This window comes from Pseudomonas sp. TREG-RG-20F-10-E-6-01, from assembly GCF_022662455.1.
Classification (GTDB): Bacteria; Pseudomonadota; Gammaproteobacteria; order Pseudomonadales; family Pseudomonadaceae; genus Aquipseudomonas.
This window is the reverse complement of sequence record NZ_JAKNQP010000024.1, coordinates 1-14,118: the sequence shown is the minus strand read 5'-3', so window position 1 is coordinate 14,118 and position 14,118 is coordinate 1. Positions and strand designations below refer to the sequence as shown.

Genomic DNA, 14,118 nt, shown 5'->3' with positions numbered 1-14,118 from the left:
AGTGAACGGTATTTCCTTGAGCCGACCAGTTACGCCTTCGGGCTTGAACTCATCGATGACTGCCAGCGGCCCGCCGCCTTTCGGCCCGGACCGACGCCAGACACGGCAGACAAAACCGTCATCCTCGAGCGCCAATTCGCGGTACTGCTCAACTGTCTTGTAGCCGAAGCCGTCAGGAATCTCCGGAGACTCGCGCAGCACCACCAGCGTCAGCACGCTGTGACCGTTCACCATGCCCGTGCGCCAGTTGATGATGTCTTCGGCGCAGTAGGACAGGATCACCGAGTGCCCGCCGATGCCGTCGTCCTGATGATAGTCGACGTACAGACCGTGGCGACCAGCTTCAAGCACCTTTTCAAGCGTGCCCTGCGAGTGCTGGTAGATGCTCACCCCGGAGCCGTTGGCGTTGTCCTGCAGGTATTCCAGTTTCTTCGGCACCGTGAGCGTCGGGTCTTTGTGAAAGGCCAGACCCAGCAGCCCGTTACGGGTGTGCCCGGTTGCGTTCTTGAACACCGCCCGCTCGCGGTAAGCACGATTCCGGTCTTCGTTCTCCGGCGACTTATCGTGTGCGTTGATGTACGGCAGCCGATCGACTACACGGTGCTGGCCCGCGCAGACGTCGCGAACGGTCGCCCAGCGGTCCAGCACTGCCGTGTATTCCGCCCGCTTGAAGGAGACGTCGTTGCTCATCGGGCGTATCCCATTTTGATAGAAGTGACGATCGCTTTGATCGGATAGCGCTTGGCGATGAAGTAGCCGGCGGCGTCGTTCATATGGTCGTGACCCTTTTTCGGATCTTTGTCCGGCTCACCCTTGTCGGTGTAGGTCTGTCGCTCAAGACACAGGGTGAGCTGAGGGCATTGATCGATGTTGATCTTCAGTCGTCGCTCGCCGTAGGCGTTCAGGAACATGGCGTTCACCGAGTTCACCCGGTCTTTCACGCCTGGGTTTGTGGAGTCGACGATCACCGTGAATTTTGCTTTCTTCAGCAGCGACAAATCGGACTCGCTCGCGTTTTTGCTGCTGGTGTTCTGTCCGCTAGCGTCGGGATAGACCGCCACCGAGTGCCCAGGGAACCGTGTCTGGATCTTCTCGATCATCTCCGGCGTGTCCCGAACACCGTGAAACTCATCCAGGGCCATCGGCAGATCGTTACGCACGACATAGACGACAGCCGCCATTTTTATGACGTTGAAGTCCATACCGATGTGCAGCGCTTCGCCTGGCTTGATTCGCTCGCTGGTTCGGCACTCATCGCGATTGAATGTGTAGTAGACGACGCCCGCGTAGTTCTCGAAGCCAGCTTCGTACTCCTGCCGGAAGGTACGCGGGTCCATCTTCCGGCGAGCGGCTCCCAACTCTTCAGGGGGGACGTTACCGCCCTGCAATGACGTGTACTGCCAGCTCTTGTGATCCGGCTCGCCACCTGGCTTGCCATCCAGATACGTGTCGTAACAGTGGTTGAAGCCCTTCGGCGTGCCAATACGCAGCGCGTGGCCGCCCTTTCGCACCCCGACATCCGGGATCGTGTACTGGCAGGTCGAAAGCATCGGCCTCAGTACCTCTTCCCACGCGGCCCACGGGCAGTCCGCCCATTCATCCACCAGGACGAAGAACAGACCGGAGCCACGCAGGTTGTCGTAGTTGTCGAGCCCCACCACGCGCATTACGTGGCCGGACTTGAGGGTGATTGAGCATTCCGTTTCATTCGGGCGGTGTGCACGCCACGCCTCGGGAATGGCTTGCTTCAGGCGCCTCCAGAACACCCGCTTAGCCTGCTTGAAGGTCGGCGCGCCGTACCAGATCTCGTCCTCGACGCTTACGCCCCACTCCGCAGCCAAGCGGGCAGCACGACGCATCTCGGCCTTGCCCAGGAACGTCTTGCCGAACCGGCGACCACAAACCGCATCGCGGAAGCGGGCCTCAGGCTGAAAACCCCAGCAGTAAATGTTCGCCTGCTTCGGCGTCAGCTTCACCGGCGGGTCAAAGGTACGGGGTAGCGGGGACATTCTCATCGGGCTCCAAGGTGTACTCAGCAACGGCGTGCTGCTGGTCAGCGTGGGAGCCCAAGGGCTTTTCAGGTTCAAGGCGGCGATTCACGTAGGCATCGCCCACTTCCTTGGCGGCCTGCTCATACAACTGAGCAGTCAGCGCCAGGTTGCGCATGCTCTCAGCCTTCTCGGCCAGCCGCCCAAGACCGCGAAGCCGGTACGCGCGATTGGCAATGGGGATATCGGTTGTCTCTTCACGGAATCGCTTGCGAGCAGCGTGGAACAGGTCCACCCAGGTCTTGCCGAGCTTCTGCCCGGCAAACTTTGTCGGGTCGTGCGTTTCGCATTGCTGGCGCGTGATCTCAATCCCGAATTCTGTTTTGACCGCTGCTACCACCTGGGATGGCGTATCGAAGCAGGCCAGAGCCTGAACGATGAAGGCTTTGACCTCGCTTCGTAGTACTGCCATATGGTTGTCATCCGTCAATACCTGTCATGGAATCAGGCCGACTTGAGCAGACAGGTTCCGCAGGCCCTCGATATGTTCAATTTCCCCACCTCGGCAGGACTGTTTGCAGCATCCACCAACGCTTGAACGGCAGGGCTTGCGCCGTAGCGGCGGACGACACCGACGAACTCTTCGACGTCGTGGCCCTGCAGCTTGATCTTCGGTGCACCTTCTTGGGTGAATGCTGGTTGACCGTACTTGTCGGTCGCGTGAGCCAGGTGATACAGCTCGTGCTCGATCAGCGCGCAGAACTCAAGGTCGCTGCACTGGGCGCAGTAATCAGCAGCCAGAGTGATGATGAAGGCCGGCACATCGCCGAACCAATCACGCATCTGTTGCTCCATCCGGGCTTTCTGCCAGCCGCCAGCGCGGAACGCTACCTGTTCGGCTTGGCCCAGGACTGTCCTGCCCTGTTTCTCGAAGCTCGACGACGCCCACATGATCCGGATGTCTGCATCCAGTAGGTGGGCATGGTCTTCGTTGTGAATGGTGCCGGTGTCGGCGAGGATCTCAGCCTGGAGCCATTCCCATACTTCGGGAGCCGGGGTTAGGCGGATGCCGAAGTCGGATAGCTCTGACAGCTCAAGCAGTGAAGCGGGTGGGCATGGCCTGTCCATGATTCCTCCTACTCGAACCAGCCGGTCGCCTCAGTACCGCACCCACGGCAATGCACGGCGCCATTCGACTGCTTGCCACGACGCATGATAAAGAAGTCGTCAGAGCCGCAATTGCACTGGTAGCCCTCATCGCCTTCGGACGGACCATAGGGCCACTTGAATACGCCGCGATGCGAACTGCAGGATGGACACTCCAGATTCCGCTGACCAGCCGGCGCCACAGCGACCCACTCATGCTTGCACTGCGTGCAGATGGCTTCCCCGGCTGAGTGCGCAGCATCAGGGCGCTTGAACTCCAGAACCTTGACGGTCATTCGGCCACCATCTGGTGTGTCTGTGCATGGGCGTGACCGTGGAGCAACCCAACAATCAGGCCTTGGGGAAGCCCGGCTGCCTTGGCCGCATCCACTGCATCGGCAATAGCCTTGTCGAGAGCGCTTACCGCTGCATTGATATCCTGGCTAAACGGTAGCGCGTGGCGCAGTCGGGTTACGTTGGGCATGCTCCCTCCATAGGAACAACGGTGATCTCGCCCCAGACAGGGTGGAAGTCGATGTGCTCGCCATCAGAAGAGGCTGCCGGGTCATCGAATACAACGGCGATGCCAGCCCTTGTGTCTGCGTACGCCACCCAGTTGGTGCGCACCCCGTCAATGAACACCAGTCGCCGGCCTCGGCCATCAGCAACCCAATGGACGTGCTCGCCTGATTGATCACTCATGCTGTGCTCCAATGTCGCGCCACGATTTGGCGCATTCGAAAACGTGGCGCGGATTACTGCGAAACCCGGTTGAGGGCTTCGTCCGCTTTGTCGGCGGCCTGGGCCGCAGTAGTTGCAGCCTTCGTGGCTTTGTCGGCGGCGGTGCCGGTCTTGCGGGTCAAGTCTTCAAGGCGCTTATCACGCTCAGCCATGGCCGTGTCGTACGCCTCGCGAATGCCTTTCACCTGGTTGCTCTGGCTCTCGGCGAGAGACCAATAGGCGGCCTGGTAGCCAAGAACAGCTCCACCACCAACCAGCACGACGGCAATCGCCCAGACCTCAGCCCGGCGCCACCAACGACGTGCGATAAATTCCAATGCGCATCTGTCCATCAGGCGATTCCTCCCAGCTTGGTGCGCAGGCGAGTGATCTCGTCGCTCTGTTGCGTCACGCGGTCAGTGAGTTGGGCGACCTGACTGGTGAGCGCTTCAATCTTCCCTTCCATGCGCCCTACGGCGGCGGCCAGGTCATTCCGCTCTTTCGCGAACTGATCAGCACGGGCCTCGGCTTCTTTGCGGGCGGCACGCTCCTGATTCAGCAACTCGTTCAGGCGCTTCAGCGTGCCGATATCGGCGCTGTCCATTGCCCGGTCGGTCGCATCCTTGGAAAGGAAGCGGCGCAGCCAAAGCAGGCCGCCGAGCACAACGGTGGCGCTACCGCCCAGCCAGGTAGCTGTGCCTGGGCCGAGGTCAGTAGGATCCATCGTTGCTCCATGAAGAAAATGGCATTCGCCAGAAATAGGTCAGCCCCAGCAGCACTCCCAGCCATAGCGATGGGTATGGTGGGGCCGAAAACGAAAAAGCCCCGCACGATGGCGAGGCCTTAAGTCAGTAGTCAATGAACCTTCGCCACACGGCGGAGGTTTCAAAGGTCAGCTTAACGCAAGCTTATTTCCAAATGCCCATCACAACTCAACAACGCTTGAGCGCGTTTATCACCGTAATCAAACGGGACGACCCACCAATTGTTCGTTTCGTCGTAGCGAGCGCCAGGCTGAAGTGTGTAGCTTTTATCACCACCTGCCTGTGGGTGTTTCGCGAAATACACGTCCAAAGACTCGGTGAAAAAAGCCTCTCCTTTATCCGAACAACTTGCAGTCTGCTGCTCGTTTCCGCAGCCGCTCATAATGATGCTCGCCCCAATTAGCGCGAGAAATCCAAAAACTTTTTTCACCGGAATCCTTACCTTTTACCTGAGTACTGAACAGATTGCTCGCCCAGGACATTGATGTAGTAATCGTCATGCCCGAAAGTGTCACCGAGCCCCTTGAGGAACGTGGTGAGAGCCTCTTGCGCCCACGTCCGATTGCTTTTGTCAGCGTCATAAAAATCACTATTTAGCGAATAGCTGCCATTAAAAACATACGTGCCGTCAGGCTGAATATCAAGCGTCCCTTTTACGTTGCCGGAAACTCGACCCAGCATGCCTGCTGCCGGTACATCAAGCGGCGCCTTATCAAAAATGTTGTAACTGAACGGTGCACCTACCTCAAAGCTACCCACATTGCCCGGATCATTCAGGAGGGTTGCGATTGGCTGGAAATCACGTGGCAGCATTTGCAAGTTCAGAGAGCCAATGTGCACGTTGCGTGGTTGGCCACCTCCAAAGATCCAATATCCAATTGCAGCAAGCGGCATCATCATCGTGCCGTAAAAATCTACAGGCTCTGCACGGTAAGGAACAGACAATGGAGGGACTAGAAGTCCGGCCATTTGATAGCCGTACTGATTCTGCGTCATCCAATCAGCCGAACCGTATGCGCCGTTTCCAACGTAAAGGTATTTATTTTCCGGTGGTACCGTCGCAAATGAACTGAAGAAAGCCAAACCGCCTTCGCAGTGATAGCGAAATTGCTGCTCAACCTCCGCATAAGTTTTGCCGCTTAAGCCCTTGAAGCACTCCTCCATGACTTTCAGGGTGCTTCTTGTCTCAAATGCACCCCAAATCCCACTGCCGTTATAGAGTGCTTCAGACGCGTTCTGGAACATATTTTGAGCAATTAGCATGTCATCCATAAATGGATTCACGACTACGCCCACACCATAGCTGTAAGGAGAACCTTCGGGTGGGTATGCATAGATAACTGTTGCAGGTAGTTCATTTGTCATGCTGGACCTTTTGAGTTTAATGATTCAAAGCGGAGGATTCCGCTTTCATGTCGCTCAAAGGCGATTGCTCGAGGCTCGTGGCCTTCACATGATTCAACGTCCCGCATCGGGAACATTTGATCTGGAGCTCTGTAAACCCACCCGTGCGGGCGAGAAGTCTTTTGCAGTTACCGCATCTGAATTCTTTCAACATCTGCAAATCCCTTTTGCTGAATCGCCCTTTCCGTGGGCAATAAAAAACCCCGCTCTGGGCGGGGCTTCATAAAAATTTTAGTCGCTTGAAGTTTGAGGGACTGGGGCCTCGTCGACGCTGATGCAGTGCTCAATGTCCGTTATTTTCTTCAGCGCAAGCTCGGCCGTTGAATAAGCCCCGAACATTCGGCCCTGATAAAAAACTACCCACGCAAACTGAATATCCGCGTTGCCAGCCTGCCCTACAACCAACTTCTTGAACCGTTCCGCCAAGTCGTCGACATGCATCTGTGCCATGCCACGCAAAACCATGACGCTCTCCCAGTTTATAGTCGGAAGCTCTATTTTCGACCTTGCACAAACTGAGCGCAATAAAAAGCCCGACATATAAGCCGGGCTTTGAAGTGCAAACCCCTAACGCGCAAGATCGATAGGATGGGTAAATACTCTCTCACTTTCTCACTCATTGCAACGGCTTTTTGCTACGCCACACAACTTTCGATTAGCCCTTCCGCATCAAGCAGTTCCTGAGCGGCAGTGAGCGCCTCGTTCACCTGGTCATCCAGTGTTTTGCGGATCCCTGAGCGCCACCGGTACCGCGTTGATTCTGGCTTGCCGTCGTTATCCCAGTTGGTGATGTCGTACCATGCTGCCGGCAGCACTGCGGCGGAGCGCTTGCCCTCGGCACCTCCTACTTGCGGGATGGCCCAGGTCAGCACTGCACATTCCCGAAAACGTTTCGGCGCCGGCGTCTTCACCGAGTTGAGCAATTCCAAAATAGCACCGTGCTTGCGCTCCTGGTGCGTCGAGTACTTCGCCACGAGTGCCCGCCAGTGAGCTGGGGTCAACGCCTTGTGCAGCCGCCCGAACACCCAGCAGTCCTGGAGAAACGCAGCCTCCTTACCGACGATCTCCCCCTTCTGCTTGGCGCACTGCACCTTCGGCTCAAAGTCGCAGCCGCCGGCGGAACTGATGGTCTCGGCCGCGAGCGCCCGAACTACTGCTGAAACAACGTTGCGATAGGTCATGCGGCTTCCCCTTTTTTCAGCTCTCTGGTCATTGCCCGGTATTTGGCCTTGATGGCCTTGATCTCTTCCACGGTGTACTTGGAGGCCGGGTGTAACCCCTCCAGCCACGCCACCTTCTCGGCGCCGATGCGCAGCACCAGGCGTATGCGATACTCCACCGCGTTGCCGGAAAGGTTGCGGTTGCACTTCACACACTGCCGGTGGATGTTCAGCGGCTCGAAGCGCAGCTCTGGGCAGGCGCCGACGGATCTATAGTGCCCAGCGTCCCACCGGCTGCCGGTTATGAGGTCGTTGTCGTTGGGCGTCGAGTCGCAGCTGATGCAGGGAAAGTGCGCGTCACGCATTCGCACGTACTCGTTCACCGCAGCCTGGGCTTCGCGCAGGTGATCCGCCCTGCACTTCAGCTTCTCCTTGCGAACCTTGATCTCGCGGCGCTCAACCTGGGCCAGCGACTTGCGCGCCTTCGCCTGGTTCACGTCCTTGATAGCGAGGCCGCACTTCGGGCTGCATACGACCTGGCCCAGGCGCTGCGGCGGGAAGCTGATGCCGCATGCCGGGTTCTTGCACTTCTTCGGTTTGGGTTGCTTGGCGATCATGCAGCCTCCTTGCTGAGTAGATCAGTGAAAACCACACCTTGGCCTGTGAAATAGGCGGCGATGCGGTCGGTGTAATTGATGCCCTGGGCGCGGTTGAAAAGGCTGGTTACCGGGAAGCCGTCAGGGCCGAACAAATGGCACTCCCCCATCATGGCCAGCTTCGTTTCGTAGGGGAGATGGCGCATGACGCGATACCACTCGGCCTGAAACCCGGCATCCTCGTTCAGCAGGATCTGCACGCCAAAGTGCAGCTTGCAGTAGCGCCGGGCGTCAGCCGCGTCACCGATCTGGGTCATTTCGGCGATGCGCTTGTACATCCCGAACCACAACCGATTTTGGTCAAGCGTGCGGTCCTTGCCCGGGCGCAGGGAGACCACCACGAACTTCTTGTCGCGGTACATGGCGCTCAACTTGGTGATAGCCTCAGAGAGCTTGGCCTGGCAGTTCACGCTAATCTTGTCGGTCATGGCGCCGCCCTCTTCGCTTCCAGTTCCTGAGCCTGCTTGATGAGCATCGCCCTGCGATCAGCCAACTCATTTGCCGCATCAATCCGCATTTCGGTTTTCCGTTCAGCACTGGCCTTGCGCATTTCCAGCATCGAGGTTTTCACCAGTTCCAGCTTCTGCCGAAGCTCTGGCTCGGGCCGTGTGACGGTGCCAGTGAGCAAGCCAGCGATGGCGCGACCGTCCTCTGTGATCGGTTCGACGCTCAGGTCTGCCAGGTACTTCTGGCCGTGCTCACGAGGAATGCGCTTCAGCTCCATCGCCTTGGTCACAGCCTGGATACGGCGGTTGGCGTCGAAGCCCACGGACACGTGCCAGTTGACTGGTCTCGCATCCTCGCGGGCCTGGCCCACGAACCTTTGGTAGGCGTCGATGAACGCCATGCGCGCACCGATTTTGTCGCCGCCATCCAAGATGGGTTTCGCTGCTGCCAGGGCCAGTTGGATCTCGTCGGTCAGCACCACGGTTTCATATTCGTCGTTGGTCGTCATGGCGATGGCCCAAGCCTCGTCCTTCCCAGGGCGCCCGTCGGAGGACTGGACGCGTTGCAGGATGTCAGCCATGGCCAGCTTGCCCTTCACCTCGAAGCGGCAGGCCTTAAGCGCGGCTTTGACGACGGGCACCGGATACGCGCAGAGGTCTTCAGCCATCATTGCGGCAGTGCCTGGGTTCATTTCCTGGCCCATGGCCTCGGCGGTTGCGCAGATGGCAGCGGCCAGCCCGGCTACCTGCTGGTCATTCATTTCAAAGGTATTCATTGCGGTCACCTGCTTGGCGTTTGGCCAGAACCATCTGGGCGGCCTGCTCCGCTGCGGAGTGGTTCGCCTCTGTCCGTTCCATCTGGCGGGCGGTTGTGCCGTTGATGCGCTGCCCGGTCACCCACTGGGTGTGATAGCTCTCGGCGTTGGCCAGCAGCTCATTGAGGCTGTGGCACTTGCGCAGCACAGCGGCATCGCTGGTTTTCAGGAAGTGGGCAGCAACGTGGTGGGCGACGTCGGCGCCGAGACGGTCTACCAACTGTCCGAGCTGGCCGCCGACCTTGGCATTCCACACAGGCCAGGCGCTGTAGCGCTTGCGGTAAGCCATGGCGTAGTTCGCCCAGACCTTGAAGGTTTTGCAGGTCTGGTCTTTGGGGCCAGGCATGTCGGCGGGGATCTCAACCCGTGGGGCATCGGTGCGATCAGCCACCAGCATCAAGCCGCGGGAATGAGCCGGAACAACCTCGGCGGGAGCCGGGGGTGCAATTGGTTCATTGACCGGTTCCATGACTGGTTCAAGAGAGTTACTGATTCTGGGTGCAGCTGCTGCACTACCCCCTGGTGCAGGAGATTCACTAGGGGGTGAACCTGCTGCACTACCCGGGTGAATCTGCTGCACTACCCCTGGTGCAGGAGGTGCACCACCCCCTTCGAGGGTCAGGAAGTAAACGTTCGACGAATTCCCTTTTGGGCCTCCCTTCCGGATCTCCTTGCGCAACAGTCCCGCCTCACACAGAGCGGTGATGTGGTTCATGACAGAACGCTTGCTGATCTCGCACTGGTCGGCAATGTGCTGGTAGGACGGCCAGCACTCGCCGATGTCGCTAGCGTTGTCGGCCAGCTTAATCAGTACCAGCTTGCGCAATGGGTTGCCGACGCGAAGCTTCATCGCGGCGACCATAAGGCCCATGCTCACGCAGCACCTCGCATTGCTTTTTCGTGCGTGAACAAGCCGTCCCAGGTCTTCTTCATGGGCAGCTCGCTAGCCAGGTACAGATCGTACAGGCGTGTGGCGCCCTTCTTCAGCAGAACCGGTGTATAGGAGATGAAAGGGTCTCTACCGTGCGGGGTGACTTCGACCTGGTGCTCGGTCATGTACTTGTCGCGTGCATAGGAGCCAACACGGTGACGTAGGCCGGACTTGCTCTCGTTGTAGAGCCAGCTGCGCGCTTCCAGGTACTTGCCCACCTGCATGACGTTGACCCCATTGAGGCCCTTGCAGAACTGGGTGTGGGTCATGCCCTCTTTGAACAAGTTCTCCAAGGAGTGGATCTTCGTCGCCTGCTGCTCGACCTGGGCGGTGAGCATCAAGCGAGCCTTTTCAGACTCCATGGCGATCTGCAGAATTTCGATGGTGGAGAGCTGCTGTGGTTGCGCGACCTGCCCTTCCAGTTCCTGCCATCGGTCAACGAGGGCGGCGGTGAACTCTGGACTGAGTTGCGCGACAACAACGAAGCTGTCGCGCTTGCAGATCAGGTACTCGGCAGCTGGGCGGCCGAGGCCGTCGAGGTATTCCACCATTGGTGGAGAACTAATAACCTTCCGTTCGACCAGTCGCTCGATGGTGCGTTTCACGCTGTCGTGGCGAGATTCGACCAGTTCGGCGATCTCGCGGGAGGTCATAGTTTTGCGCGCCACGTTTTCAGATTGCGGAAAACGTGGCGCGAGATTGGTAGTGCTATTGATATGTGGCTGGGTTTGCATATAATCGGCCTCGCTAAGTTTTATCGAAGAAGCCGACCTCGACCGTCGGCTTTTTTATTGCCTGTAATTCGGCGCCGAAGCGCCAACCACCTCGCCCTACTCCCCGCATCGCCTCTCTCAAAACCCACTGGATAAAACACCAGCGACCTCAGGTTTCTTACTTCGCAGACCGGCTGGGCCGATACTGGCTACATGGGCAGAAGGGTTTGCCTGTCAGGCGGCCTGGTCTTTCTTTGTCGCCTTGAACTTGCCCTTGGAAAGGACCTGGATCTGGTACTGCCGGGATTCGGGGATCGTTTCCCCCCACATGGTCACGGCGCTTGGACGGATGCCCAAGGCGAGTGCCAGCTTCGTCTTGCTGCCGAAGAATTCGGCGACTTCATGCGTATTCATTGCGCATCCTCGTTCGAGCCTGCTGCAATTTAAGCATGCTTAAGTTATGGCATCAACGGTGATTTGAACCTACTGCATGCTTAAATTCAGTTAACTTAATATTGAGTCCATGGAAAGACACGAACGTATCGCCCGCGCCATACAGGTCAGCGGTAAAAAGAAAGGGGAAATTGCATCGCTTTGCGGCGTTGCAAATTCGGCCGTCACTCAGTGGATCACCGGCGAGAGCAAAAGCCTCAGGCCGGAGAACCTTTACGCCCTGGCGAAAGCGACTGGCTTTCGGGCTGAGTGGCTAGCCATTGGCGAGGGCAATGAGCGGGAGGCTACCGAATCAAATATCTCCCCCGCCGCCCAGCCCACAAAATCATTCCGCTACCCAGTAGTCAGCTGGGTTGCCGCCGGCGCCTGGACGGAAGCAGTGGAGCCCTACCCCGCCGGAATCTCGGACACCTACGAGTTTTCGGAGTACGACTCCAAAGGCCCGGCGTTCTGGCTGACAGTTAAAGGTGACTCGATGACGGCGCCCGCCGGTCAGAGCATCACCGAGGGCACTCTGATCCTAGTGGACACTGAAGCGGAGGTTGCACCAGGTAAGCTGGTCGTGGCCAAGCTACCGGACAGCAATGAAGCCACATTCAAGAAGCTGGTCAGCGACGGCGGCCGACTGTTCCTGAAACCTCTGAACCCGAGCTACCCCATTGAGGCTGTCGACGAGAACTGTCGGATCGTGGGTGTGGTTGTGCAGGCGCTGCAGAAGTTTTACTGATGCCATCCGGCCTTGGAAAACCATCGACCTGATGGCTAGAGCAGAGCTTCAGGAACAAAGTTGGGGGTATTGGCTGGGTTAGACGTCTTAATGCTGACTCCCGGCTATTCGAAGTGGTCTCAGCTGCAGCTCATCAGGTCTCAAGCGCGTAATCAGCTCTGGTTTGGGTGTGCGTTGCGTCATTGTGATAATATTTGAGATGATAGCCAAGAGCCATTGCTATAGGCGATCACCAGTGATGTACGGTTGCGCTCGGCTTAATTGCAAAGGCATCGAGCAAACATTCGGTTTGAATTTTACGATCTATACTAATTCCAATCAAAAATATAGACACACGGCAGGAGCTAAACGGAATGAGTGAAACAGGGAAAGTTGACCATAGTTTTGACGAAGACTCAAATTGGTTCATTCGTCAAATTAGTAGCAGAAAGAGAGTCCTACCCACATTCGCCCATGCTTGCAGAACAATCACAGACCGCACAGAGAAAGACTTAGACAAATTAATAGAGTCTCACGCAAAAGATAAAACTTACGATGAGCAAGGGCGATTAGAAAGCTATGTTGTGGAAGAAGGCTTTGCAAAAAGGCACGCAATTTTACAGCGCGCATTTGACGATTTCGCGATTTTCTCCGTCAGCCTTCCTAAAATGGCAGTAGTGTCTGTCGTAAGCCTCTTCGACGCGTTTTTATCACGGACTCTTAGAAATGTTTACAAAGCAAAACCCGAAATTTTAAATTCTTGTACCAGGCAGATAACATTCACAGAACTCATGCAGTTCGGAAGTATAGAGAATGCTAGAGAGTTTATAATTGACAAGGAGATCGAAACTTTACTTCGCGATAGCCACATAGCGCAATTCGAGTGGCTGTCTAAAAGGCTTGATGTAAAGCTTACAAACCTACCCTCGTGGAAAGATTTTGTCGAACTGACCGAGAGGCGAAACCTACTAGTGCACGCTGATGGGCGAGCTAGTGCGCACTATATTGAAACATGCAAAAAGTATGAAATAAAGCTTGACCCTACAGTTATCCCTGGCACTCGATTAAATATAACACCTGAATACTATAGAAATGCGTGCAACTGTGTAGCCGAAATCGGGCTAAAGTTAGTGCAAGTTCTTTGGCGAAAGCTATTGTCATCTGAACTTGAGGATGCTGAAGGATCGTATATAGAAATATGCTATGACTTACTTATTCAACATGACTACAAACTTGCTGAGAAAATGTTAAGCCTGGCGACTGAAAAGGCATTCAAAAAAGTCAATGCCGAAAGCAGCCTTTATATGACCATTAATTTAGCAATATCATTTAAAGGCCAGGAAAAATCAAAAGAATTAAATCAACTTCTTGATACCATAGATTTCTCTCCACTCTCTAGCAAGTTCAAACTCGCCAACTTAGTATTAACTGACAAGTATGACGACGCGGCGGACCTCATGAGAAAAATAGGAAACGGCGAAGAGGTGTCAGAGGTTAACTACACTGAATGGCCTTTGTTTCGTTGGTTCAGAAAAACAGACCAGTTCAAATCTGCATTTAAAGATATTTACGGTAGAGACTTTGTCATAGTTAAAGGCCCACTAATCCTAGACGAAATGGACGACTCTAACCTGGTAGAGGTCGCGGAAATGGAAGAAGAATCCGAGTCGGCTCAAATTGATACTAAGGAGCCTTCGAAAAATGACATCGGAGCCTCTGCTCACTACAACACTAGGGCTTGCGAATCACATGGGCAGCCCCAAGATCATGTGGAGGTAGCTCCCGCTAACCTGCTGAACGGAGCGGAACACACGGATGCAGACTTAAAAAGCCTCAACCAGTAGCAAAAATCTTGCTAGACAGCTCAAAACGTAAAAAAACGCTCGATGAAGGCCTTGATTTTTTGAACGTTCCGGAGCGACTATGGATCTAGACCAAGGATGGCCAAAAGAGGTGATTAGATGAAACCAAATTAAAATTTACGATTTTCTGTGGCATACCGAATTCAATTTGGAGAAATGCTATGAAGCCTAATAAATTTTAAGAGCAAGCCCGGCCCAGCGCCGGGCTTCTTGTTTCTGCCTCTCCCTACCCTTTCGACGGTAGAGCCTTTGCGGCCCCTACTGCATCCTCTTTACGATCAAAAGGTCCAGCCAGGCGGCGGTCACTGCTCGCGACTTCCCAGCCCTCTTTTACTTGCATAACGGTGTACCCAT

The 14,118-nt window shown here is 56.0% G+C and carries 20 protein-coding genes and 1 pseudogene; 2 read left to right on the top strand and 19 right to left on the bottom strand.

Annotated features, from left to right (window positions below):
• The 19 genes and pseudogenes from L8K08_RS29925 to L8K08_RS29835 all read right to left on the bottom strand — a co-directional run.
• Window positions 1-690, bottom strand: a pseudogene (locus L8K08_RS29925) (hypothetical protein); the annotation flags it as partial.
• Window positions 687-2,009, bottom strand: a complete 1,323-nt coding sequence (locus L8K08_RS29920; protein ID WP_242201965.1) for a terminase — start codon at window positions 2,007-2,009, stop codon at window positions 687-689. The gene L8K08_RS29920 and the pseudogene L8K08_RS29925, both read right to left, overlap by 4 nt.
• Complete coding sequence (locus tag L8K08_RS29915; RefSeq protein WP_034097514.1) at window positions 1,984-2,460, bottom strand: DUF2280 domain-containing protein; 477 nt, start codon at window positions 2,458-2,460, stop codon at window positions 1,984-1,986. The genes L8K08_RS29920 and L8K08_RS29915 overlap by 26 nt, the downstream gene beginning before the upstream one ends.
• 32 nt (window positions 2,461-2,492) lie before the next feature.
• Window positions 2,493-3,116, bottom strand: coding sequence for a putative metallopeptidase (locus tag L8K08_RS29910; RefSeq protein WP_242201964.1), 624 nt, complete (start codon window positions 3,114-3,116; stop codon window positions 2,493-2,495).
• Between the two features lie 310 nt (window positions 3,117-3,426).
• A complete protein-coding gene (locus tag L8K08_RS29905; RefSeq protein ID WP_242201963.1) occupies window positions 3,427-3,618 on the bottom strand; it encodes a hypothetical protein in 192 nt (63 codons plus the stop codon).
• Window positions 3,606-3,836, bottom strand: a complete 231-nt coding sequence (locus tag L8K08_RS29900; RefSeq protein ID WP_242201962.1) for a hypothetical protein — start codon at window positions 3,834-3,836, stop codon at window positions 3,606-3,608. Before L8K08_RS29900 ends, L8K08_RS29905 begins: the two co-directional genes overlap by 13 nt.
• Before the next feature lie 53 nt (window positions 3,837-3,889).
• On the bottom strand, window positions 3,890-4,207 hold the full coding sequence (locus tag L8K08_RS29895) for a hypothetical protein (protein WP_242201961.1): 318 nt from the start codon (window positions 4,205-4,207) through the stop codon (window positions 3,890-3,892).
• Window positions 4,207-4,578 (bottom strand): chemotaxis protein, encoded by a 372-nt coding sequence (locus L8K08_RS29890; protein ID WP_025856073.1) that lies wholly within the window; start codon window positions 4,576-4,578, stop codon window positions 4,207-4,209. The genes L8K08_RS29895 and L8K08_RS29890 overlap by 1 nt, the downstream gene beginning before the upstream one ends.
• A gap of 173 nt (window positions 4,579-4,751) precedes the next feature.
• Window positions 4,752-5,048 (bottom strand): hypothetical protein, encoded by a 297-nt coding sequence (locus L8K08_RS29885; RefSeq protein WP_242201960.1) that lies wholly within the window; start codon window positions 5,046-5,048, stop codon window positions 4,752-4,754.
• An 8-nt stretch (window positions 5,049-5,056) separates the two neighbouring features.
• Window positions 5,057-5,983 (bottom strand): lipid II-degrading bacteriocin, encoded by a 927-nt coding sequence (locus L8K08_RS29880; protein WP_242201959.1) that lies wholly within the window; start codon window positions 5,981-5,983, stop codon window positions 5,057-5,059.
• A 16-nt stretch (window positions 5,984-5,999) separates the two neighbouring features.
• Window positions 6,000-6,176, bottom strand: coding sequence for a Com family DNA-binding transcriptional regulator (locus L8K08_RS29875; protein ID WP_242201958.1), 177 nt, complete (start codon window positions 6,174-6,176; stop codon window positions 6,000-6,002).
• 77 nt (window positions 6,177-6,253) lie between these two features.
• Window positions 6,254-6,487, bottom strand: coding sequence for a hypothetical protein (locus L8K08_RS29870; protein ID WP_242201957.1), 234 nt, complete (start codon window positions 6,485-6,487; stop codon window positions 6,254-6,256).
• A 170-nt stretch (window positions 6,488-6,657) separates the two neighbouring features.
• Window positions 6,658-7,203, bottom strand: a complete 546-nt coding sequence (locus L8K08_RS29865; protein WP_242201956.1) for a hypothetical protein — start codon at window positions 7,201-7,203, stop codon at window positions 6,658-6,660.
• Window positions 7,200-7,799, bottom strand: coding sequence for a recombination protein NinG (locus L8K08_RS29860; RefSeq protein ID WP_242201955.1), 600 nt, complete (start codon window positions 7,797-7,799; stop codon window positions 7,200-7,202). The genes L8K08_RS29865 and L8K08_RS29860 overlap by 4 nt, the downstream gene beginning before the upstream one ends.
• Window positions 7,796-8,266: a hypothetical protein gene (locus tag L8K08_RS29855; RefSeq protein WP_071486906.1), complete on the bottom strand. Its 471-nt coding sequence runs from the start codon at window positions 8,264-8,266 to the stop codon at window positions 7,796-7,798. Before L8K08_RS29855 ends, L8K08_RS29860 begins: the two co-directional genes overlap by 4 nt.
• Window positions 8,263-9,060, bottom strand: a complete 798-nt coding sequence (locus L8K08_RS29850) for a hypothetical protein (RefSeq protein WP_242201954.1) — start codon at window positions 9,058-9,060, stop codon at window positions 8,263-8,265. The genes L8K08_RS29855 and L8K08_RS29850 overlap by 4 nt, the downstream gene beginning before the upstream one ends.
• A complete protein-coding gene (locus tag L8K08_RS29845) occupies window positions 9,047-9,976 on the bottom strand; it encodes a helix-turn-helix domain-containing protein (protein WP_242201953.1) in 930 nt (309 codons plus the stop codon). The genes L8K08_RS29850 and L8K08_RS29845 overlap by 14 nt, the downstream gene beginning before the upstream one ends.
• Window positions 9,973-10,764: a Rha family transcriptional regulator gene (locus L8K08_RS29840; RefSeq protein ID WP_242201952.1), complete on the bottom strand. Its 792-nt coding sequence runs from the start codon at window positions 10,762-10,764 to the stop codon at window positions 9,973-9,975. The genes L8K08_RS29845 and L8K08_RS29840 overlap by 4 nt, the downstream gene beginning before the upstream one ends.
• 213 nt (window positions 10,765-10,977) lie before the next feature.
• On the bottom strand, window positions 10,978-11,157 hold the full coding sequence (locus tag L8K08_RS29835) for a Cro/CI family transcriptional regulator (RefSeq protein WP_017255748.1): 180 nt from the start codon (window positions 11,155-11,157) through the stop codon (window positions 10,978-10,980).
• 109 nt (window positions 11,158-11,266) lie between these two features.
• On the opposite strand from L8K08_RS29835, the gene L8K08_RS29830 reads away from it, so the two are divergent.
• Window positions 11,267-11,923: an XRE family transcriptional regulator gene (locus L8K08_RS29830; protein WP_242201951.1), complete on the top strand. Its 657-nt coding sequence runs from the start codon at window positions 11,267-11,269 to the stop codon at window positions 11,921-11,923.
• 353 nt (window positions 11,924-12,276) lie between these two features.
• Entirely contained in the window at window positions 12,277-13,746 is a 1,470-nt protein-coding gene (locus L8K08_RS29825) for a hypothetical protein (protein WP_242201950.1), read from the top strand.
• Window positions 13,747-14,118: the final 372 nt, after the last annotated feature.

Bases quoted from the DNA above. Each gene is read 5' to 3' on its own strand.
- L8K08_RS29825 (WP_242201950.1), top strand. From the start codon at position 12,277: ATGAGTGAAACAGGGAAAGTTGACCATAGTTTTGACGAAGACTCAAAT.
- L8K08_RS29900 (WP_242201962.1), bottom strand. From the start codon at position 3,836: ATGAGTGATCAATCAGGCGAGCACGTCCATTGGGTTGCTGATGGCCGA.
- L8K08_RS29870 (WP_242201957.1), bottom strand. From the start codon at position 6,487: ATGGTTTTGCGTGGCATGGCACAGATGCATGTCGACGACTTGGCGGAA.
- L8K08_RS29865 (WP_242201956.1), bottom strand. From the start codon at position 7,203: ATGACCTATCGCAACGTTGTTTCAGCAGTAGTTCGGGCGCTCGCGGCC.
- L8K08_RS29905 (WP_242201963.1), bottom strand. From the start codon at position 3,618: ATGCCCAACGTAACCCGACTGCGCCACGCGCTACCGTTTAGCCAGGAT.
- L8K08_RS29920 (WP_242201965.1), bottom strand. From the start codon at position 2,009: ATGTCCCCGCTACCCCGTACCTTTGACCCGCCGGTGAAGCTGACGCCG.
- L8K08_RS29910 (WP_242201964.1), bottom strand. From the start codon at position 3,116: ATGGACAGGCCATGCCCACCCGCTTCACTGCTTGAGCTGTCAGAGCTA.
- L8K08_RS29850 (WP_242201954.1), bottom strand. From the start codon at position 9,060: ATGAATACCTTTGAAATGAATGACCAGCAGGTAGCCGGGCTGGCCGCT.
- L8K08_RS29835 (WP_017255748.1), bottom strand. From the start codon at position 11,157: ATGAATACGCATGAAGTCGCCGAATTCTTCGGCAGCAAGACGAAGCTG.
- L8K08_RS29830 (WP_242201951.1), top strand. From the start codon at position 11,267: ATGGAAAGACACGAACGTATCGCCCGCGCCATACAGGTCAGCGGTAAA.
- L8K08_RS29915 (WP_034097514.1), bottom strand. From the start codon at position 2,460: ATGGCAGTACTACGAAGCGAGGTCAAAGCCTTCATCGTTCAGGCTCTG.
- L8K08_RS29895 (WP_242201961.1), bottom strand. From the start codon at position 4,207: ATGGACAGATGCGCATTGGAATTTATCGCACGTCGTTGGTGGCGCCGG.
- L8K08_RS29860 (WP_242201955.1), bottom strand. From the start codon at position 7,799: ATGATCGCCAAGCAACCCAAACCGAAGAAGTGCAAGAACCCGGCATGC.
- L8K08_RS29840 (WP_242201952.1), bottom strand. From the start codon at position 10,764: ATGCAAACCCAGCCACATATCAATAGCACTACCAATCTCGCGCCACGT.
- L8K08_RS29880 (WP_242201959.1), bottom strand. From the start codon at position 5,983: ATGACAAATGAACTACCTGCAACAGTTATCTATGCATACCCACCCGAA.
- L8K08_RS29890 (WP_025856073.1), bottom strand. From the start codon at position 4,578: ATGGATCCTACTGACCTCGGCCCAGGCACAGCTACCTGGCTGGGCGGT.
- L8K08_RS29875 (WP_242201958.1), bottom strand. From the start codon at position 6,176: ATGTTGAAAGAATTCAGATGCGGTAACTGCAAAAGACTTCTCGCCCGC.
- L8K08_RS29855 (WP_071486906.1), bottom strand. From the start codon at position 8,266: ATGACCGACAAGATTAGCGTGAACTGCCAGGCCAAGCTCTCTGAGGCT.